Source organism: Allobosea psychrotolerans (assembly GCF_002917105.1).
Classification (GTDB): domain Bacteria; phylum Pseudomonadota; class Alphaproteobacteria; order Rhizobiales; family Beijerinckiaceae; genus Allobosea; species Allobosea psychrotolerans.
Map to the genome: position 1 here is coordinate 29,649 of NZ_PQFZ01000024.1, position 20,218 is coordinate 49,866.

At 66.0% G+C, this 20,218-nt stretch carries 19 protein-coding genes; 11 read left to right on the top strand and 8 right to left on the bottom strand.

The window, feature by feature from the left end; genetic code table 11:
• Positions 1-12: 12 nt before the first annotated feature.
• From CYD53_RS26200 to dapA, 5 genes are all read right to left on the bottom strand, one after another.
• Positions 13-774 carry an amino acid ABC transporter ATP-binding protein gene (locus CYD53_RS26200; protein ID WP_103721035.1) on the bottom strand — a complete coding sequence of 254 codons (762 nt, stop codon included), beginning with the start codon at positions 772-774 and terminating at the stop codon, positions 13-15.
• A 10-nt stretch (positions 775-784) separates the two neighbouring features.
• Positions 785-1,450 (bottom strand): amino acid ABC transporter permease, encoded by a 666-nt coding sequence (locus tag CYD53_RS26205; RefSeq protein ID WP_103721036.1) that lies wholly within the window; start codon positions 1,448-1,450, stop codon positions 785-787.
• A 120-nt stretch (positions 1,451-1,570) separates the two neighbouring features.
• Positions 1,571-2,419, bottom strand: a complete 849-nt coding sequence (locus CYD53_RS26210; protein ID WP_069691204.1) for a transporter substrate-binding domain-containing protein — start codon at positions 2,417-2,419, stop codon at positions 1,571-1,573.
• Between the two features lie 125 nt (positions 2,420-2,544).
• A complete protein-coding gene (locus CYD53_RS26215; protein WP_103721037.1) occupies positions 2,545-3,972 on the bottom strand; it encodes an FAD-binding oxidoreductase in 1,428 nt (475 codons plus the stop codon).
• Between the two features lie 18 nt (positions 3,973-3,990).
• Positions 3,991-4,890 (bottom strand): 4-hydroxy-tetrahydrodipicolinate synthase, encoded by a 900-nt coding sequence (dapA, locus tag CYD53_RS26220; RefSeq protein ID WP_103721038.1) that lies wholly within the window; start codon positions 4,888-4,890, stop codon positions 3,991-3,993.
• 257 nt (positions 4,891-5,147) lie between these two features.
• Between dapA and CYD53_RS26225 the strand changes: the two genes are divergently transcribed.
• The 3 genes from CYD53_RS26225 to CYD53_RS26235 all read left to right on the top strand — a co-directional run bounded on the left by CYD53_RS26225 (position 5,148) and on the right by CYD53_RS26235 (position 10,037).
• Entirely contained in the window at positions 5,148-5,807 is a 660-nt protein-coding gene (locus CYD53_RS26225) for a helix-turn-helix domain-containing protein (protein ID WP_103721039.1), read from the top strand.
• 175 nt (positions 5,808-5,982) lie between these two features.
• Entirely contained in the window at positions 5,983-8,031 is a 2,049-nt protein-coding gene (locus tag CYD53_RS26230; RefSeq protein ID WP_103721040.1) for a hydantoinase/oxoprolinase family protein, read from the top strand.
• Positions 8,028-10,037 (top strand): hydantoinase B/oxoprolinase family protein, encoded by a 2,010-nt coding sequence (locus CYD53_RS26235; RefSeq protein ID WP_103721041.1) that lies wholly within the window; start codon positions 8,028-8,030, stop codon positions 10,035-10,037. Before CYD53_RS26230 ends, CYD53_RS26235 begins: the two co-directional genes overlap by 4 nt.
• A gap of 48 nt (positions 10,038-10,085) precedes the next feature.
• On the opposite strand, the gene CYD53_RS26240 is transcribed toward CYD53_RS26235, so the two are convergent.
• Complete coding sequence (locus CYD53_RS26240; RefSeq protein ID WP_103721042.1) at positions 10,086-11,012, bottom strand: LysR family transcriptional regulator; 927 nt, start codon at positions 11,010-11,012, stop codon at positions 10,086-10,088.
• A gap of 147 nt (positions 11,013-11,159) precedes the next feature.
• On the opposite strand from CYD53_RS26240, the gene CYD53_RS26245 reads away from it, so the two are divergent.
• The 7 genes from CYD53_RS26245 (at position 11,160) to CYD53_RS26275 (ending at position 16,794) form a co-directional block, all read left to right on the top strand.
• Complete coding sequence (locus CYD53_RS26245; RefSeq protein WP_103721043.1) at positions 11,160-11,822, top strand: RraA family protein; 663 nt, start codon at positions 11,160-11,162, stop codon at positions 11,820-11,822.
• Complete coding sequence (locus CYD53_RS26250; protein ID WP_103721044.1) at positions 11,819-13,039, top strand: aspartate transaminase; 1,221 nt, start codon at positions 11,819-11,821, stop codon at positions 13,037-13,039. Before CYD53_RS26245 ends, CYD53_RS26250 begins: the two co-directional genes overlap by 4 nt.
• 19 nt (positions 13,040-13,058) lie before the next feature.
• Complete coding sequence (locus CYD53_RS26255; RefSeq protein ID WP_103721045.1) at positions 13,059-13,877, top strand: ABC transporter substrate-binding protein; 819 nt, start codon at positions 13,059-13,061, stop codon at positions 13,875-13,877.
• Positions 13,878-14,075: 198 nt separating this feature from the next.
• Positions 14,076-14,774 carry an amino acid ABC transporter permease gene (locus CYD53_RS26260; protein WP_092164765.1) on the top strand — a complete coding sequence of 233 codons (699 nt, stop codon included), beginning with the start codon at positions 14,076-14,078 and terminating at the stop codon, positions 14,772-14,774.
• Positions 14,774-15,484 carry an amino acid ABC transporter permease gene (locus CYD53_RS26265; protein WP_103721046.1) on the top strand — a complete coding sequence of 237 codons (711 nt, stop codon included), beginning with the start codon at positions 14,774-14,776 and terminating at the stop codon, positions 15,482-15,484. The genes CYD53_RS26260 and CYD53_RS26265 overlap by 1 nt, the downstream gene beginning before the upstream one ends.
• A gap of 8 nt (positions 15,485-15,492) precedes the next feature.
• Positions 15,493-16,233 (top strand): amino acid ABC transporter ATP-binding protein, encoded by a 741-nt coding sequence (locus tag CYD53_RS26270; protein ID WP_103721047.1) that lies wholly within the window; start codon positions 15,493-15,495, stop codon positions 16,231-16,233.
• Positions 16,234-16,380: 147 nt separating this feature from the next.
• Positions 16,381-16,794, top strand: coding sequence for a Rid family hydrolase (locus CYD53_RS26275; protein ID WP_103721048.1), 414 nt, complete (start codon positions 16,381-16,383; stop codon positions 16,792-16,794).
• A gap of 96 nt (positions 16,795-16,890) precedes the next feature.
• Here the strand turns inward: CYD53_RS26275 and CYD53_RS26280 are convergent, their stop codons facing one another.
• Together CYD53_RS26280 and CYD53_RS26285 are read right to left on the bottom strand one after the other, a co-directional pair.
• A complete protein-coding gene (locus CYD53_RS26280; RefSeq protein ID WP_103721049.1) occupies positions 16,891-17,106 on the bottom strand; it encodes a DUF1059 domain-containing protein in 216 nt (71 codons plus the stop codon).
• A gap of 398 nt (positions 17,107-17,504) precedes the next feature.
• Positions 17,505-19,220 (bottom strand): peptide ABC transporter substrate-binding protein, encoded by a 1,716-nt coding sequence (locus CYD53_RS26285; protein WP_245928444.1) that lies wholly within the window; start codon positions 19,218-19,220, stop codon positions 17,505-17,507.
• A 133-nt stretch (positions 19,221-19,353) separates the two neighbouring features.
• On the opposite strand from CYD53_RS26285, the gene CYD53_RS26290 reads away from it, so the two are divergent.
• A complete protein-coding gene (locus CYD53_RS26290; RefSeq protein WP_103721050.1) occupies positions 19,354-20,217 on the top strand; it encodes a MurR/RpiR family transcriptional regulator in 864 nt (287 codons plus the stop codon).
• Position 20,218: the final 1 nt, after the last annotated feature.

Consider the following 20,218-nt stretch of genomic DNA (forward strand, 5'->3'; position numbering starts at 1 on the left):
GCCCTGATCCGCTCAGCCGCGATTGTGAAAATGGCTCAGGAAGGCGCGGGTCGCGTCCTGCACCGGGTTCTCGATGACCTCGCGGGCCGGCCCTTCCTCGACGATCACGCCGTCGCGCATGAAGATGACGCGGTCGGCGACTTCGCGCGCGAAGCCCATCTCATGGGTGACGATGATCATGGTCATGCCCTCGGCGGCGAGATCGCGCATCACGCCCAGGACCTCGCCGACGAGTTCGGGATCGAGCGCCGAGGTCGCCTCGTCGAACAGCATCACCTCCGGCTCCATGGCAAGCGCACGGGCAATCGCGACGCGCTGCTTCTGGCCGCCCGAAAGCTTGTTGGGGAAGACATCGACCTTGTCGCTCAGGCCGACCTTGGCGAGCAGCCGGCGCGCCAGCGCCTGCGCCTCGGCTTTGGGCATGTTCTTCACCGAGAGCGGTCCCTCCATGACGTTCTCGAGGACGCTCATATGCGGGAACAGGTTGAAGTGCTGGAACACCATGCCGGTATTGGAGCGGAAGCGGGCCTGCTCGCGCACGCCCGGCAGCTTCGAGCTGTCGCCGAAGGAGAAGCTGCTCTCGCCGATCCGGATCTTGCCGCCTTCGGGGATCACCAGCAGGTTCAGGCAGCGCAGCAGGGTCGATTTGCCGGAGCCCGACGGGCCGATCAGCGCGACCACCGCGCCGGGCTCGACGGTGAGGTTGATGTCGCGCAGCACCGTGAGCGAGCCGAAGCTCTTGCGCAGGCCGGAGACCTCGATCTTGGGGTTCATCGTCGTGGCCTCAGTTGCTGTGAGCGAGCTGCTTTTCCGCCCGCTTGACGATCGCCGTCAGCGGCAGAAGCACGACGACATAGATGGCGGCGACGACGGTGTAGACCTCGAGCGCGCGATAGGTGTCCATTGCCGCGACCTGACCTTGATAGAGCAGATCGGGCACCGCCAGCACGGAGACCAGCGAGGTGTTCTTGAACTGGATGATCGACTGGTTCATCAGCGGCGGGATCATGCGCTTGATCGCCTGAGGCAGCACGATGCGCCGCATCACGCGGGCCGGCGTCATGCCCAGCGCGAGCCCGGCCTCGCTCTGCCCGGGCTCGATCGAGACGATGCCACCCCGGATCACCTCCGCGTAAAAGGAACCGCCATAGAGCGAGAGCGTCACGACCGCGGCGGTGAGCGCGTCGAGCTTGATGCCGGTCAGGATCGGCAGCGCGTAGTAGAACCACAGCAGCAGCACGAGCAGCGGCGTCAGCCGGAACATCTCGATATAGGCCCAGGACAGCCAGCGCAGCACCGGCGAGCGCGAGATCTGGGCGATCCCGGCGACAAGCCCGACCGCCATGCCGAGCACGACGATCGCGATCGTCAATCCGATTGTCACCGCTGTCCCGGTCAGGAAGAGCCAGCGATAGCCCCAGATGACGTCAAAGTGCCAAGTGTAACCCATCATGCTCAGTAACCCATGCCCAACCTGCTACGGCGCAGCTCTCGGCCCGCTATACGGCGCCATTCCACGAGAATGGTGGCCTGCGGCTCCCCGCGCGAACCGCGGGGAGCCGGGCGACATTCAGAGCGTGATGCCCGGGGGCAGATCGTCCGGCATCACGCCGACCTGCTCGAGGCTGGAGACGACGGCTTCGCGAACCAGCCCGAGGCCGCGCGCGTAGACGATCCAGGTGTTGACGAAGTCGCGCCAGGTCTTGTCCGGTTCCCGACGGAACGCGGCATTCGAGGTCGAGCCGAAGAAGGGCTGAGGCACGATCACCTTGCCGAGAGCGGCATCGGCCTTCACGGCCCGTACGCCGCCCATCCAGAAGATGCACTGCGCATCGACACGGCCGCTGCGCAGCGCCAGCATAGCCTCGCTGATGGTCTTGAAGCGCGTGATCTGCGCCTTTGGGCACAGGCGCGACGCGATCTGGTCGTGCGCCGAACCGACATCAACTGAAATCTTGATCTCGGGCTTGTTCATGTCGGCCCAGCTCTTGGGCTCGAACCCCGGCTTGGCGATGACGACCAGCGCGCTGTCGTAAACAGTACCGGAGAAATCAACCGCCATGGCCCGCTTTGGCGTGGGGTTGAGGCCGAACATGATGTCGATCTTATCGGCCTGGAGATCGAGGACGGCGTTGCCCCAGGTCGTCTCGACGAGTTCGAGCTCGACCTCCATATCGGCCGCGAGCGCCGCGCCGATCGTGTAGAAATGGCCGGCCCATTTGCCCGTCGCCGGGTCCTTCATGAACCAGGGGGCGCTGGAGGTCACCGCGCCGAGGCGCAGCTTCTTCTTGGCCATGACTCGGTCGAAGGTGTTTTGCGACGCGCTTTGGGCGCTGGCGCTGCTGGATGCCAGCGACAGCGCGGTGGCTGCCACGGCGCCGGCGCCGATCAGGCCGGCGAGATCCCTGCGTGCAATCATGTCGATTCTCCCGATTGTTGAAAACAAGCCTCGTAACCGATGAGGCAGGCACCCGCTTGCGTTGGCGGGCCTTCCGTCCTGCGCCCCCCTCATCGAAGGCGACAGCGGATCGTCCCCCGGCTTCCTCACATGGGCTTGGCCGTGAGGAGGACGCCGGGGTTCATCAGATTCTGCGGATCGAACAACGCCTTGACCCGCCCCATCAATTCGTAGCGAAGCGGGTCGGCGAGACGCTCCAACTCCTCGGTGAGCTTGCGGCCGACACCGTGTTCGGCGCTGAAGGTGCCCTCGAAGACCGCGGCCGCATCATGGATCGCCCGCTCGACCTCGAGCACGAAGGCGTCCTCATCCTCCAGGCTGTTCCAGAATTCGCGCTGGAACATCAGGATGTAATGCACATTGCCGTCGCCGAGATGGCAGACCACCTGCGTCACCGCCTGCGGAAAGCGCTCGGCGGCGACCTTGTCGGCGGCCGCGATGAAGGCGGCCGCATCCGAGGTACGCACCGCCACGTCATGGACGATGCCGATGCCTTCCTTCTTGTTCGCCTCCGAGACGGAATGGCGGACATGCCAGAAATCGGCGGCCTGCTGTTCGGACGTCGCCACGATCGCATCGATGATGCCGCCGCTCTCCAGGGCGGCGCCCAGCACCTCTTCCAGGATCGCATTCAGCGCGGTCGTGGCGTCCTCGCTGCCGAGCTCGATGAGCAGCGACCAGGCCGGGATCTCGGCGAAGGGAATGCGCACCCGCTCCTCATGCCGGCGCACCAGCTCGAACTGCGAGGCCGAGACCAGCTCAAAAGCCTGGATATAGGAGCCGGCGCGGCCCTGCAGCGCCGTCAGCAGCGAAACCGCCGCCGCCGGATCGGCAACCGAAACCCAGGCATGGGCCGTGTTCGGCGTCTGGGGGTGGAGCCTGAGCGCCGCCCCGGTGATGATGCCGAGCGTGCCTTCCGCGCCGATGAAGAGATGGCGCAGCATGTAGCCGGTATTGTCCTTGCGCAGCCCGGCGAGGTCGGTGAGCACGCGCCCGTCGGCCAGCACGATCTCGAGCCCGGCGACGAGATCTCGCATCGGCCCGTAGCGCACGACGCCGGTCCCGCCGGCATTGGTCGAGATCAGGCCGCCGATCTGGGCGCTGCCTTCGCTGCCGAGATGCAGCGGGAACTGGCGCCCTGCCCTCACGGCCGCCTCATGGAGATCCCCGAGGACGACGCCGGCATCGACGGTGGCGATCCCGGTCGCCTGGTCGAGCGCGCGGATGCGGTTCAATCGGCGCAGCGAGAGCACGACCCCGATCTTGCCCGGCCGGTCGCTCTCCGGCACCGCGCCGAAACACAGCCCGGTATTGCCGCCGACCGGGAAGACCGGTTGCCCCTCAGCAGCGCAGAGCGCAACCACGGCCGAAACCTCGGCCGTGGTCGCCGGAGACACCACGCAAAGCGCCTGCCCGCGCCGGCGCTGGCGCCAATCCGTGAGCCAGGGCTCCATCTCACCGGGATCGGTGATCAGGCCCTTGTCTCCGACGATGGCGCGCAACTGCTCGAGCACGACAGGGTCCTTCCGGGATCAGGCGAGGTTGATGGCTTTGGCGCCTTGCGCGGCGACCTTCAGCTTCGCCAGCGTCTCCGGGCTCGGGCCCAGCAGCGGCAGGCGCACACCGCCGACAGGCATGCCGGCGAGCTCCATATAAGTCTTCAGCGGGCCAGGATTGGTCTCGATATAGATCGCGTCGGTGACCGGATCGATCTTGTCCTGAAGCTTGAGGGCCTCCTTGAGCTTGCCCTGCCGGGCGAGCTCGAAAATCTCGATCCAGATCTTCGGATAGATCGTCGCGGATGCGAGGACGCCGCCCTTGGCGCCTAGCGCGATATGGGTGGCGAAGAGCGGCTCCTCGCCGCTCAGGATCGCGATCTTGTCGCCGGCATATTTCACCGTGCGGATGAAGTCCGGCATGTCATAGGAGGAGTATTTCATGCCGATGATCGAGCGGTCCTCGGCCATGGCCTGGACCGTGTCGGCGAAGGCCGCGACCGTGGTGCGGCGCGGGATCTGATAGAGCATCACAGGCAGATCGAGCGCATCCCGGTAGCGGCGGAAATAGGCGCGCATGCCTTCTTGCGTGCCCGGAGCGTAATAGGGCGTCACTGTCATCACCGCGGCGGCACCGGCGGCAGCGAAGTCGCGGCCGGCTTCCAGCGCATCCTCGAAACCGGTCGAGAGCACGCCGGGGATGACCGGCTTGCCGTCGGCCGCCTCGACGCAGGCCGCGACGATGTCGCGGCGCTCGCTGCGGGAAAAGGCCGGATACTCGCCGGTGCCGCCGATCGGCACGATGCCCTGGGCTCCGGCGGCGAGCTGGAAGCGAACGAGCGCCTGCAACCCCTTGATATCGACGGCCCCGTCCTGCGTCAGCGGGGTGACGATCGCGGTGTAGAGGCCGCTCAAATGATCTTGCGTGAGTGTCATCCGACTTGATCCTTGCGCCTAGCTCTGCCGCCTTCGCATCCGGAACCGGCGCCATGCCGGCCCCGAAGAAGTTTTGCCGGCGCGCTGTCGGAAACGCAGCCTCATCGACGATCCAGAGGCTGTCAACATGAAAATAGAAAAATGTCTTATACGACATTTTATGTCGAGAACGGGCAGACAGCGCGCTTCCCTTGGACTAAGCTGCGGATTAAGAGGTGCTCTCACTGGTTGCACTGGATCGCTGAGGGAGAAGCAGCATGCCGGAAATCTCGCTGGCTGAACGGGGCGATGCCGTTCGCGAAGCGACCGAGTATGGCGAGCGCGATTCCGCCCGGGCCGGGGACGACATCAAATCCGCGGTCGATATCGGCGCCCACCTGCTGAAGCTGCGCAAGAGCCGGGGGCTGACGCTCCAGGAGGTCAGCGCGCTGACCGGTGTCTCGGCATCGGCGTTCTCGAAGATCGAACGCAACGAATTGTCGCCGACGATCTCGACCATGCAGAGGATCGCGCAGGGGCTCGGCGTCGAACTCGTCACCCTGCTGACCGACCAGGACAACAGCGTCGGCGCCTTCGGCGGCCGGCGCAGCATCAGCCGCGCCGGCGCGGGCAGCCGGCATACGACCGGCACCTGCAACAATGTGCTGCTCTGCGCCGACCTGAAGAACAAGCGCGCCACCCCGATCCTGACCACGGTGACGGCGCGCTCCCCCGACGAGTACCCGGCCTGGGCCAAGTCGGAGGCGGAGATCTTCGTGATGGTGCAGGAAGGCACGCTGGTCGTGCACAGCCGCCTCTACGAGCCGCTGGAACTGAACAAGGGCGACTCGGTCTATTACGACGCCACGACCGAGCACACCTGGACCTCGAAGGGCCCCACCAACGCCGTGGTGCTCTGGGTTCTCGTCGACCTCTGAAGGTGAGCGTGCGGTGCGGTTTCCGCCGCGCCCGCTCCCGGCCAGCCCCGACCGCGCTGCCCCTTCGCGCTGGCATGCGGCTGGCGCGCGCCCCCTATCCCATCGCCGCACGCGAAAAATCCTATTCGCCTGCGCGCCGCCAGTGGAAGCTGGGGGATAGGCTCTGGAGGTTTCAATGGGTTATCGGGTCGGCGTCGATATCGGCGGATCATTCACGGATTTCGCGCTGTTCGACGAGAATACGCAGAGCCTCAAGACGCTGAAGGTGTTCTCGCGGCCAGACGAGCCGGGCGCGGAGGTGCTCGAAGGCGTCAGGCTCGTCGGCGAGCGCTACGGCATCAAGCCCGGCGACATCTCCTATTTCACCCATGGCACGACCGTGGGCATCAACACGGTGATCCAGCGCAAGGGGTTGAAGCTCGCCTTATTCACCACCGAGCATTTCCGGGATGTGCTGGAGGTCGCCCGCCTCAAGATCCCGAACATGTACAACCTGCTCTCGAAGCGGCCGGAGCCATTGATCCCGCGCGACCGCGTCTTCGGCGTCGTGGGCCGCATGAAGGCGGACGGGAGCGAGGAAACGGCGCTCGACGAGGCGAGCATCGCCCGCGCCGTGGCCGGCGCCCAGGCGGCTGGCGCGGAGGGCATCGTCGTCTCGCTGCTGCACTCCTACCGCAATGCCGGCCATGAGCGCGCCGTCAAGGCAATCGTCGAGCGCCTGGCGCCCGAGATCCCGGTGTTTCTCTCCAGCGAGACCTGGCCGATCATCCGCGAATATGAGCGCACCATCACGGCGGCGATCGGCGCCTATGTGCAGCCGCGTGTCGCGCATTATCTCGGCTCGCTGCAGGCAGCGTTGAAGAATGCCGGCGTCACGGTCGATCCGCGCCTGACCAAGTCGAATGGCGGCGTGATGACCGCCGAGCAGGGCAAGAGCGAGTGCGTGCAGATGATCCTGTCCGGCACGGCCTCGGGCGTGATCGGCGCGGCCTATGTCGCGGAGGTCTGCGGCATCAAGCACTGCATGAGCCTCGACATCGGCGGCACCTCGGCGGATGTCGCGATCATCATCGACGGCCAGCCGCAATATGGCGTCGGCGAGCAGATCGGCGAGTTCCAGATCCATATCCCGTCCGTCTCGGTAAGCTCGATCGGCGAAGGCGGCGGCTCGATCGCCTGGGTCGATGCGCAAGGCGTGCTCAAGGTCGGCCCCGAAAGTGCCGGCTCACGGCCTGGACCGGCCTGCTATGGCCGCGGCGGCACGCGCGCCACGATCACCGACGCCTTTGCCGCGCTCGGCCTCGTCGGGCTTTCGGAGATCGGCTATTCCGCCGTGACGATCGACCGCGACAAGGCCCGCGCGGTTGTCGGCGCGCTCGCCGAAAAGCTCGGCCGCAGCATCGAGGAGACGGCGGAGGCGATCATCCGCATCGCCGTCTCCGGGATGTATTCGGATGTCAGCGCGCTGGTCTCGCGTTTCGGGATCGACCCGCGCGATTTCTCCTGCCTCGCCTTCGGCGGAGCCGGCCCGATGATGGGCTGTTTCCTCGCTCGCGAACTCAACATGCGCGAGACGGTGGTGCCGCCGACCCCTGGCGTGCTCTCGGCGCTCGGCGGCCTGATCGCCGACATCAAGAGCGACTTCATCAAGACGCTCTATGCCGATCTCGCCCCGGCCACCGGCGCGATCATCCGCGACGAGTTCGAGACCTTGAAAGGAAAAGCGCTCGCCTGGCTGCATGTCGACCAGGGCTATGCCGGCGAGCACCGGCTGACCTATTCGGCCGAGATGCGCTATCGCGGCCAGTCCTTCGAGATCGACACGCCGCTCGATTCCACCGCCGTCGCGGCTGGAGACACGAAAGCGCTTGCCGCCGCCTTCCATGCCGAGCATGAGCGCGTCTATGGCCATGCCGATCCGACCGCCGCCGTCCAGGTCATCTCGCTGCGCCTGGTGATCTCGGGCAAGACCACCAAGCCGGAGTTCCGCCGCGTTGAGGCCGTATCCGAACCGGCGACGCCGCTCAGCCATGCCGAGGCCTGGCTCGACGGCGCCTATCGCTCGATCGCGGTGTTCAACCGCAACGACCTCAAGCCCGGCCAGCGCTTCGCCGGTCCCGCCGTCATAACCCAGGATGACTGCACCACGATCGTGCCGCCCGGCCTGACCGTGCGCGTCGACGAATACGCCAACCTTCGCATCGTTTCGGAGATCGCACCGTGAAGCTCGACAACACCACGCTGCAGGTTCTCGCCAATTACTGCGCCGCCGCCGCCGAGAGCATGGGCTGGACGCTGATGCGTACCGCCTATTCGACCTTCGTGAAGGAGACCGAGGATTTTTCCTGCCAGGTCCTGACCCGGGACGGTTTGACCGTCGCCTCGCCCAAGACCTTCGGGGCGACCTGGTACACCGGCCTGGACTATGGCGGCGTGATCTCGCTCTTCGACTATGAGGAGGGCGATATCTACGTCACCAGCGATCCCTATACCGGCAATGTCGCGACCCATACGCCCGACCTGCACATGTGGAAGCCGGTCTTCCGCGACGGCGAGATCGTCGCCTTCGTCGGCAACCACATCCACAACACCGATGTCGGCGGCGCCGTGCCGGCGACGCTCTCGCGCACCCTGACCGAGATCCAGCAGGAGGGCCTGCGGATTCCGCCGATGCGCCTGATGCGCGGCGGCGTGCTGAACCAGGATCTGCTCGCCATCATCGCCCATAATGTGCGCCTGCCCGAGCAGAACTGGGGCGATCTCAACGCCCAGATCGCCTGCATCAATGTCGGCGAGCGCAAGATCCACGAGATCCTCGACCGCTTCGGCAAGGAGGACTTCATCGCCGGGCTCGACCAGTTGCTTGACTATGCCGAGAGCCAGGCGCGCGCCGTGATCGCGCAGATTCCCGATGGCGAGTATTTCTTCGCCGACTATGCCGACGAGGACCAGACGGGCGGCTACCCCGTGCGCGTCGCAGTCACGCTCAAGGTCCATGGCGATACGCTGACGGTCGATTTCACCGGCAGCGATCCCCAGCTCGCCTCCTCGCTCAACATGCCCACAGGCGGCAAGGAGCGCCATTCGCTGGTGACGGTCGGCACGGTTTATGCGCTCTACTGCCTGGACCCGACGATGATGCTGAATGCCGGGCTGATGCGCCCGACGCGGGCCGTCCTGCCCGAAGGCACCGTCGTGAATGCGGTCAAGCCGGCGGCCGTGGGCATGCGCAGCCTGCTCTGCAACCTGGCGCAGACAGTCACCATCGGCGCCTTCTGCCGCGCCGTGCCGGAGCGGCTGCCCGCCTCCCCGGGCAGCGCCGTCAGCATCATGAACGTCAAGACCAGCACCAAATCCGGCCAGCCGATCATGGCCTCGATCGGCCCGGTCGGCGGCGGCGCCGGCGGCAGCGCCTTCGGAGACGGGGCCGAGGGCAGCGGCGCCAACCTCTCCTTCCTGAAGAACACGCCCGTCGAGATCAGCGAGGCGGAGATCCCGATCAAGATCCGCCGCTACGGGCTGGTGCCGGATTCCGGCGGCCCCGGCCGTCGCCGCGGCGGCACCGGGCTGGAGATGGAGTTCCAGCTCGACGCGCCGCAATCCCTGGTGACCGCGCGCAATCGCGACCGCTCGGTCTTCTCCGCCTGGGGGCTGGTCGGCGGCCGTTCGGGCGCCGTCTCGCGCTTCATCAAGAACCCCGGCACATCCAAGGCCGTCGATCTCGGCTCGCAGGACATCGTCCCTTGCGACCCCGGCGACATCATCCTGATCCAGGGGCCGGGCGCGGGCGGCTACGGCTCGCCGCTGGAGCGCCCGGTGGCCGACGTCCTGACCGATGTGAGGCGCGGGCTGGTCTCGGTGGAGCGGGCGCGCCTCGACTACGGCGTCGTCATCGGCCCGGAACTTGCGCTCGATGACGCCGCCACCGTCAGGCGCCGCGCGCAGATGGCGGGAGATGCCGACAGCGCGGAGTTTGGCTACGGGCCGGGCCGCATCGCCTTCGAGACGGTCTGGACGCGCGGGCGCTATGCGGCGCTCACGCGCATCCTCGCGCAGGTGCCGGTGACCTGGCGCTATTTCGTCAAGCACCAGATCTTCCACGTCATCAAGAGCCCGCCCGTGGAGGCTGGGCAAGGCGCAGCCGATATCTACCGCGCCTATGAGGATGTCGTGGCGCGCTTCACCGACCTGCCGCGCGTGGCTCCCGAGGATGCGCGTGCAATGGCCTGACGGGTTTATCGGGGCGAGCCGGTTCAGAGCCGCCCGCCCCGGCCAGGCTCAGGCCGCCGAGGCACTTTCCCGCTCCGGCAGGCTGCGCGCCGAGAAATCGCAGCAGTCCTGCGCGATGGCGGCGACGCGAGCTGCGAGCGGCGACAGGTCCCGGGCGCGATGCACGGCGAAATAGCGGATCGGCGGAATCGCGGGCTCCGTCCTGATCACGCGCAGAAGACCGCTCCTGATCTCGGGCGCGAAATAGCTTGCGGTCAGGAAGGTGACGCCCAGCCCCGAGGCCGCGAGCCCGGCGAGCACGTTCAGGCTGTTGCACTGGACGACGCGGTTGATCTGCAGGCCGTTCGCCACCGCCCAGTCGAGCACCAGCCGCTGCAGGCCGGAACCCTGGGTCTGGCTCAGGATCGGATATTTCGCCATCTCGCCCAGCGGGATGCAGTCCTCGGCCGGGCCGAAGCCGGGCGCCGAGACCCATTCGAGCTGGACCGCCTGCAGCGGCACCGCCGTCAGATCGGGCGCCTGCGGCGGATCGAGCCCGATCACGAGATCGAGTTCATTCGCGGCCAGCTTGCCGAACAGGTCGATGCTCGCCGCCACCTCCGGCACCGGTACGAGGTTCGGATAGGCGCGCTTCATCGCGACGACGAGCTTGGGCAGCCAGGTCAGCGCGACGAGCTCGGTGGCGCCGAAGCGGAAGGGCCCCGAAAAGCTCGCCGGGCCGCTGGCCTCTTCACGGAAGCGCAGCTCCAGCGCCAGCATCTGCGCCGCGATCGGCAGGCTCGCCTCGCCGGCCCGGGTCAGCCGCAAGGCATGGCTCGCACGGTCGAACAGCGGCCCGTTGGTGACGGCTTCAAGCTCCAGGATCCGTTTCGAGATCGTGGACTGAGCTAGGTTGAGGCGCTGCGCCGCTTCGGTGAAGCCGCCCAGCGTCGCAGTCCAATAGAATGCCTCGAGCTGCTTCAGGCTGGCCGGCATGGGGACCTCGCAATCGCGTGTGACCGCCGCCTCTTACCTCATGAAGAAAAGCGATCGCTCTCGCGAATAATATTCGCTTTCTGTCATTAATGCGACATCACATATTGGTTGTCGTCGAAACCATTTGTCTGACGCAGGCTCAAAACCATGCCGCTGATCGGCCACCGCACCAACCCGAGCGCCCCCGCCGTTCCGGCCGCCATTCTCGATGCCTTTCGCGGCGCTGCCGTCGCGGTCATTTCCGACAATATGAACCGGCTGCACGGCACGAAGAGCCTCAAGCCCTATCATCGCGCGGGCCATCTGGTCGGCACCGCGGTGACGGTGAAGACGCGGCCCGGCGACAACCAGACCCTGCACAGGGCCTATGAATTCCTGCGCCCCGGCGACGTTCTGGTCGTCGATGGCGGCGGCGACGAGATCCAGGCCCTGGTCGGCGAGATCATGATGAGCCGCGCCAAGGCGATGGGCGTCGCCGGCTTCGTCATCGACGGTGCGATCCGCGATGTCGCGGCCTTCGTCGAGGCCGGTTTCCCCTGCTATGCGCGCAGCGTCACCCATCGTGGCCCCTACAAGACCGGGCCGGGCGAGATCAACGTGCCGGTCGCGATCGACGGCATGGTGGTGATGCCGGGCGATGTCGTGGTCGGCGATGCCGACGGCATCGTGACCTTCGACCGCACTGATGCCGCGGAATTGCTGGCGCTGGTGCGCGCGCAGGAGGCGCGCGAAGCCGGCGCGCTCACCGACATCGCCGAGGGGCGCCTCGACAAGCCCTATACCGGGATCGTCGAAAAGGCCGCGTCATGACCGTCTCCGCCATCCCGCTCTCGGCGCGCGTCCAGCGCATCAAGCCTTCGCCCAGCATGGTCGCGCGGATGCGCGCCCAGGAGTTGCGGGCGCAGGGCCGCGACATCATCGACCTCACCACCGGCGAGCCCGATTTCGACACGCCCCTCCACATCCAGCAGGCGGCGACCGCCGCGATGGCGGCCGGGGAGACCCGCTATTCCCCGGTCAACGGCACGCTGCGACTGCGCAAGGCGATCGCCGCGAAGTTCGAGCGCGAGAACGGCGTCAGCTACCCGCTCGACCAGATCGTCGTCGGCAGCGGCGCCAAGCAGATCATCTTCAACGCGCTCGCGGCGACATTGGGCGAAGGCGACGAGGTCATCGTGCCCGCGCCCTATTGGGTGTCCTATCCCGACATGGTGCTCGCCTGCGACGGCACGCCGGTGATCGTGGCCTGCGGGGAAAACTCCGGCTTCAAGCTGACGCCGGAGGCGCTTGAGGCCGCGATCACGCCAAAGACGCGCTGGCTCCTGCTGAACACGCCCTCGAACCCGACAGGCGCCTTCTACTCGGCCACCGAGATGACGGCGCTGACCGAGGTGCTGCTGCGCCATCCGCAGGTGGCGCTGATGACCGACGACATCTACGAGCATATCCGCTTCGATGGCGGCGACCCGGTCTGCCCCGTGGCGATTGCGCCCGGGCTGCGCGAGCGCACGCTCCTGGTCAACGGCGTCTCCAAGACCTACGCCATGACCGGCTTCCGCATCGGCTATGGCGCCGGCCCGAAACCGCTGGTGACGGCGATGAACGTCATCCAGTCGCAGACCACCTCGGCGGCGGCGGCCCCGAGCATGGCAGCGGCTGCGGCCGCACTCGAAGGCGACCAGAGCTTCGTCGGTGAAGCCCGCCTCGCCTATCGGGCCCGCCGCGACCGGGCGGTCGAATTGCTCAATGCGATCGACGGCATCACCTGCCTCACGCCCGACGGCGCCTTCTATGTCTACCCGTCCTGCGCCGGGCTGATCGGCAGGAGGACGGCTGAGGGCCATGAACTGAAGAGCGATCTCGATGTCGCGCTTTATTTCCTGGAGGAGGCCGGCGTCGCCATGCTCGACGGTTCGGCCTATGGGCTATCGCCCTACCTGCGCCTGTCGATCGCGACATCTCTCGACGCGATCGAGGAGGCCTGCGCGCGGATGAAGCGCGCCAGCGACGCATTGCAACGATCATAAAAGAACAGGGGACTAGACTATGAAGCTGATTTCGATCCTGGGCCTTGCCGTCCTTCTCGCCGGCACCGCCACGACCGCGGCCAAGGCCGACCAGCTCGCCGAGATCAAGGCGCGCGGAAAGCTGATCTGCGGCACGCTCGGCACGGCCGAGCCGTTCTCCTTCCAGCACCCGCAGACTCGCCAGATCGTCGGCTACGACGTCGACATCTGCCAGAAGGTCGCGGATTCGCTCGGCGTGACGCTCGAACTGAAGCCGATCGCGGTGGAGGCCCGCATTCCCGAGCTGACGCAAGGCCGCGTCGACATTCTCGCCGCCAATCTCGGCTATACGCCCGAGCGCGCCCAGCAGATCGACTTCTCCTATTCCTATTTCGTCAGCCAGCAGAAGCTGATGGTCACCAAGGAATCGGGCATCACCACGCTGGACAAGCTCGCCGGCAAGAAGGTCACGGCGCTGAAAGGCTCCTCCTCCGAGCAGGGCGTGCGCCGGCTGATCCCGACGGCGGAGACGGTGACCTTCCAGGACACCTCCTCGGCCTATCTCGCCTTGGTCCAGGACAAGGTCGACGCCTTCTGCGCCTCCGAACTGATCCTGGTGAAGCTGCGCCAGCAGAGCCAGGCCAAGACGCCGATGGTGGTGATCGAGAAGTCGCTCTTCGTCGAGCCCTGGGGGCTTGGCCTGCGTCGCGGCGAAACCGCCTTCAAGGACCATGTCAACGGCGTCCTGGCGAAGCTCGCCAGCTCCGGCGAGATCGACAAGGTCTTCTCGAAATGGCTGGGCGCCGGCACCGCCTTCGACATCAAGCGCGATTTCCCGATCGAAGAGATCAAGGGCTGAAGGCCTGAGAGACCGTTCGGAAGCTCCCTGAGCCCTCATCCTGAGGAGCGGGCGTAAGCCCGCGTCTCGAAGGATGCTCCAGGAGTCTCCGGAACCATCTGGAACATCCTTCGAGACGCCGCGTGCCGCGGCTCCTCAGGATGAGGGCTCGAATTTCCAAATGGGTTCCAAGGCCTAGCTGCCAGGGGGCGGTGCGCGATGGGATATGTCTTCGACCTGCGTGGCGTGCTCAGCGGCCAGTATCTCGACTGGTTCGTGATCGGCGTCGCCACCACGCTCGCCTTGACCTGCGTCGCCTGGTGCCTTGCCATGGCGATGGGGATCATCCTGACCCTGATAAGGATGATCCCGCTGCCGCCGCTCGGCTGGTTCGTTGCGCTCTATGTCGAGTATCACCGCAACGTGCCGCTCCTGGTGCAGATCCTCATCTGGTATTTCGGCGTCCCTTCGCTGCTGCCGCGCCCGGCCAGGCAATGGATCAACGCCCATCACGGCGAGTTCCTGCTGGCGGCGATCGCGCTCGGGCTCGCCTCGGCAGCCTATATCGCCGAGGATATTCGCAGCGGCATCCGCTCGATCCCCAAGGCGCAATATGAGGCGGCGCGCTCGATCGGCTTCGGCTATCTCGGCGCCATGGGCTATGTCGTGCTGCCGCAGGCGATGCGGATCGCGATCCCGCCTTTGATCAACCAGACCCTGCTGCTGTTCAAGAACACCAGCCTCGCCATGGCGATCGGCGTCGGTGAACTGACCTACCGCACGCGCGAGGTCGAGAGCTACACCTTCAAGACCTTCGAGGCCTTCGCGGTCGCCACCGTGATCTATCTCCTGATCTCCTTCGGCATCATGGCGCTGGGTTCCTATTCGGATCGCCGCCTCAAGCTCGAGACGCGCTGATGCTGGAGATCCTCGAGAACAACTGGCTGCTCTTCCTCGTCGGCCAGTACCCGCACGGGCCGCTCGGCGGCCTGACCATGACGCTGTTCATGGCGGCAACCGCGCTTGCCCTGTGCTTTCCCTTCGCCATCGCGCTGGCGCTCGCCCGGCTCAGCCCCTATCGCTGGCTGCGCCTGCCGGCCACCGCGATCGTGCATACGGTGCGCGGCCTGCCGCTGATCATGTTCATCTTCTGGACCTATTTCGTCTCGCCGCTGGTGATCGGGCGCGCGGTCGGCGGGGTCGAGACGCTCGTCATCGCGCTCGTGGTCTATGAGGCGGCCTATCTCTCCGAGATCATCCGCGCCGGCATCGAGGGCCTGCCGGCGGGCCAGGTCGAGGCCGCCAAGTCGCTCGGGCTGCGCTACTGGCCGACCACCTTCAAGGTCGTGCTGCCGCAGGCGCTGCACAACATGCTGCCGAGCATGGTCAGCCAGTTCGTCTCGACCATCAAGGAAACCTCGCTCGGCTACGTCATCAGCGCCCATGAGGTGACCTTCGCGGCGAGCCAGGTGAACAATGTGCTGCTGACCCAGCCCTTCGAGGTCTATGGCATCCTGGCGCTGACCTATTTCGTGCTGTGCTTCGCCTTGACCTCGCTCGCCCGCTTCATCGAGCGGCGCACCTCGTCGGGGCGCGGCGGGGCGCCTGGCGTCATCGTCGCGGCATGAGGCAAACCATGATCCGGTTCGAGAATGTCGATAAATGGTTCGGGCCGATGCAGGCGCTCGCCGGCGTCTCCGGCGAGGTCGGCCGCGGCGAGGTCAAGGTGCTGGTCGGCCCCTCCGGCTCCGGCAAATCGACCCTGATCCGCACGGTGACGCGGCTGGAGACGATCCAGGGCGGGCGCGTGCTGGTCGACGGCACCGATGTCGGCTCCCGCGGCGTCGACATCAATCGCTTACGCCAGCGCGTCGGCTTCGTCTTCCAGGCCTACAACCTGTTCCCGCATCTCTCCGCGATCGGCAACATCACGCTGGGCCTGACCAAACTGCGCGGGATGGGCAAGGCGGAAGCGCGCGAGCGGGGCCTGGCCGAACTCGCCCGCGTCGGGCTGGCCGAGAAGGCCGACGAAATGCCGGGCCGGCTCTCGGGCGGCCAGCGCCAACGCGTCGCCATCGCCCGCTCGCTCGCCATGGATCCGCAGGTCATGCTGTTCGACGAGCCGACCTCGGCGCTCGATCCGGAAATGGTCGGCGAAGTCCTTGCCGCCATGAAGCAGCTCGCCACCAGCGGCATGACCATGATCTGCGTCACCCATGAGATGGGTTTTGCGCGCGAGGTCGCCGACGAGATCTGGTTCATGGAAGGCGGCGCGGTGATTGAGCGCGGCAAGCCGGCCGAGCTCACCGGCACATCGGCGCATTCCCGCCTCCAGGCCTTTCTCGCCTCCACCAGCCATGGCGGCAGCGCGGCGTGAGGGCGATCACGGGCGGGCTGACCGCTCGCGGCGACCGATCTTGAGGCCAGCAATCGGCTCGGACGACTCCCTGAAAATTGCTAGCGTCCCGCTCCGTCTGCGCCGATGTTCAGACGCGCCCATAATCGACGGCCTCAAGAGCAAAACATGACCGCGACGGACATCACCCGCATCCCCAACAAGACGCTTCCCACCAAGTCGGCCGTGGCGGTCTACCATTTGCCGGGCGGCGGCGGCTTCCTCTGGGCGGTTGCGACCTCGCCTGACCGCAGGCACGATATCAAGGCGCAAACGCTGGGCGCGCTGGGCGTCATCGAGGTCTATCTCAGGGATGCCGGCCTCGACCGCACGCGCATCGTCAAGGCGGAGATCGTGGTGACCGATCACGACAACAAGCCGGCTTTCGACGAAGCCTGGTCGAGCTGGATGCCGGCCGGGTACGGACCCGTGCGCTCCTTCGTGCAGTCGGTGATGCCCGAAGGCGACCTGATCGAGATCATCATCACCGCCGCCCTGCCCCCGACCACCTCGGAGCAGCAGGCAGGCGGGGATGCCCGCTAGAACCGGATGATCTCAAATGGCCTGCTGCCTGTCCACGAAACCGGCGGCAGGCCAGATAAGACGAGGGTGACGATCCTGACCGATCAGGTTTGCCGATCAGGCGGCGCGACGGGGCGCCACTTCAGGTGGCGTGCCGTCCTTGATGGCGCCTCTGATCTGGTCCCGCAGTTCGGGCGTGTCCTGATGCCCGTGCACGGCCACAGCATGCTGCACAGCCACCTCCAGGAGTTCGCTCTCGGTATCGGCGGTAATCGCGACCGAGCACTTCATCTCGCTCGGGAATTCGCGGCAGTCGATGAACTTGCGTCCCATGTCATCCTCCCCAATCGGAAGATATCAAGCACGCTCCCATCACGTCGAATGAGAGCTACCTAGTTCACATTAAGCTTACGCAGGTTCCTTGGCAAATTCCGACAACAACAGACACCGGTCAATTTGCTGCAGACCAGGCACAACTTCCAGTTGTCGAAGCATTCACTCTGGAGATGGCCAAGGCGTTCTTACGCCCTGAAGACGCAACGCTAGAGCCGTTTCCGATCCAATTGGATCATCAAACAGCTCTATCTCTCTGTCATAAAGCGCCTTCTTCGCGCTAACTGGCACCCACTTCGCTCGAAAGCGCGCCAGCCGTTGCGGAGTTCGTCTCGCAATATCCAAACATCCAATTGGACATCCCCCCGGATGTCCCCAGGATGGCGGTGGCAGCCCCCTCACCGGGCTCGCGACCAGCCGGCCACGTCCCACAATTCGCTGTCCCAGGGGTTCATCGAAACCCCGTTGAGCGACTTGGCAGCGCCCGAGATATTGCCGCGATGCACGAGCGGGATCACCGTGTAGGACTGCACCAGCATATCGTTCATCTTGCGCGCGAGCTCGGCCCGGGCGGTGATCCCATCGGTCTTCCGCAACACCTGCGACAAGGCATCGTAATCCTGCGAGCAATAGCGCGGCATGTTGCTGCCCTGCCATTGCGTGACCGGGGACGGGATCGCCGCGCAGGTCCATTTGTTCAGGTAGGATTCCTGGTCGAGGCCCTTCGAGTTGTCGGTGTACATCTCGACATCGGCGTAGAACTTCTGCCGCGTATCCGGGTTGCCGGCATCGCCGCCGAAAAAGACCGAGCCGCTGACATTGCGAAGATCGACGCTGACGCCGAGCCCCTTCCAATATTCCTTCAGCATGGCCTGGGTGTCCTGCCGCACCCCGCTGGTCGAGGTCAGGAAGGACAGCTTCAGCTTCTGTCCGCCCTTCTCGCGGATGCCGTCGGCGCCGGGCTTCCATCCCGCCTCGTCCAGCAAGGCCTTGGCGGCTGCGGCATTGGGCGCCAGGCAGCCGTCATTGGCCGTCGAGACATATTGCGCCGGCGCCGGCACGACATTGCAGGTCGCTTTGCCCTGATCGCCATAGAGAACCTCCGCGATTTCGGCCCGGTCGATGGCAAGGGACAGCGCCTTGCGCACGCGGATGTCGCTCAGGATCTTGTTCGGGCCGCCCGCCACGGTCGAGCGCTTGTCACCCAGATCCGCTCCGGGATCGGTCAGATTCAGGAAGAGGTATTCGACCATCGAGCCGAAGGCCGTAACCGGCCGCGCCTTGCCCGCCGAGGTCAGTTTCGCCAGGACGTCGGGCGCCAGCTGCAGGTTCCAGGCGTAATCGGTTTCGCCCGTCTCGAAGACGGCCCGCGCGGCCGACATCGCGTCGCCCCCGCCCTTGATCGTCACGCCCGAGAAATGCGGCTTGTCGGCTTCGCGATAGGCCGGGTTCATCGCGTAGACGACGACGTCGTTCGGCTTGAAGTCCTTGACCCTGTAGGGGCCGGTGCCGATCGGCGCGAAATTCTGCGCGGTGCAGGAGGCGATCTTGGCGCCCATGCAGTCCTTGAACTGCGCTTCCTGCAGGATCGGCGTGGTCGAGCTGACGAACGGCACATAGGGATAGGGCGTCGGCTGCGCGAACCGGATCTCGATCGTCAGCTCGTCCTTGGCCACCACATCCTTGATCCCGTCGAAGGCGTTCGAGGCCGCGCAGCCTGCCCCCGTGGCGGTGCAGTATTTCCAGGTGAAGACCACGTCCTTCGCGGAAAAGGCGCTGCCATCCGACCATTTGACGCCGGGACGCAGCTTCCAGGTGATCATCGTCATGTCGGCCAGGATGCCGCCATTCTCCTTCGTCGGGATCTCTGCCGCCAGCAGCGGCACCAGCGTGCCCTGCGGATCGAACCGCGCGAGAGGCTCGACCACCAGCGCCGCGGCATCGACCTCCTTGCCGATCCCCGACAGATAGGGGTTCAGCGTGGACGCGGCCTGCCAGTAGAAGATCTTCAGATCCCCGTCCGAACCCCGCTCCGCCTGCGCGGCGAACGGCAACAGCACAAGCGCGGCCGTGGTCAAGAACTTCGCCTTGGTCAACAACTTGGCCATGCTCATTCCGTTCTCTCCTGTTGCCGGCCCCGTTCGCCTGCTGGGCTCCCAAGCGAGGGACAGTCCGACGCGCATTGCTTGTTGTAACATACTGTGCAAGAGGCTTGATTTGAGTCAATATGTAATAAAGAATACAGGAATGGCCGCACCGCCCCTTTTCGACAGGATTCGCAGCGAAGCCCGGTCGACGGCCGAGCGGAAGGTCGCCTCGGTTCTGCTCGAAGGCTACCCGACGCGCGCACTTGCGACGGTCGAGGTGCTGGCGAAGCAGGCCTCGGTCAGCGCGCCGACGGTGCTGCGCTTCCTCACCAAGATCGGCTTCTCGCGCTTCGCCGATTTCCAGGCCGCGGCGATCGCCGATGTCGAGCGCCAGCTCGGCTCGCCGCTGAACAATATCCGCTCGGAAGCACCGGCTGAGGCACCCCATCATATCTACCAGCGCACCCTGCTGATGCAGGCCGAGGCGCTGCACCTCGCAGCCGCCCAGGCGATGCCGGCGGAATTCGATGCGATCGTCGACCTGCTGGTGTCCCCCCGGGCGACGATCAAGCTGCTGGGCGGGCGCTACAGCCAGAACCTCGCGCAGCGGCTGGCGACGCAGCTTGGCCAGTTGCGGCCCGGCGTCGTCTTCACCCCCCTCACCCTGGGTTTCGCCTATGACACGCTGGTCGATGCGGGGCCGCAGGACGTCTTCGTGATCTTCGACTATCGCCGCTACCAGAGCGAGCTTCTGACCTTCGCGCGCGGCGTAAGGCAAAGCGGCGCGCGCCTTTGCCTGTTCACCGACACCTGGCGTTCGCCCATAGCGGAACATGCCGATGCGGTGCTGACCTCGCCCGACGCCTCGACCTCGCCCTTCGGCTCGCGCGTCGTCGTCACCGCCCAGATCGAGGCGATCGTCGCCGCCATCAGCCTGCGCTGTCGCGATTCCAGCCGCGACCGGCTCGCCCGGATCGAGGAGCTGCGCAACCTCGGAGCGACCGAGCCGTCCAAGGAGAGCTGAC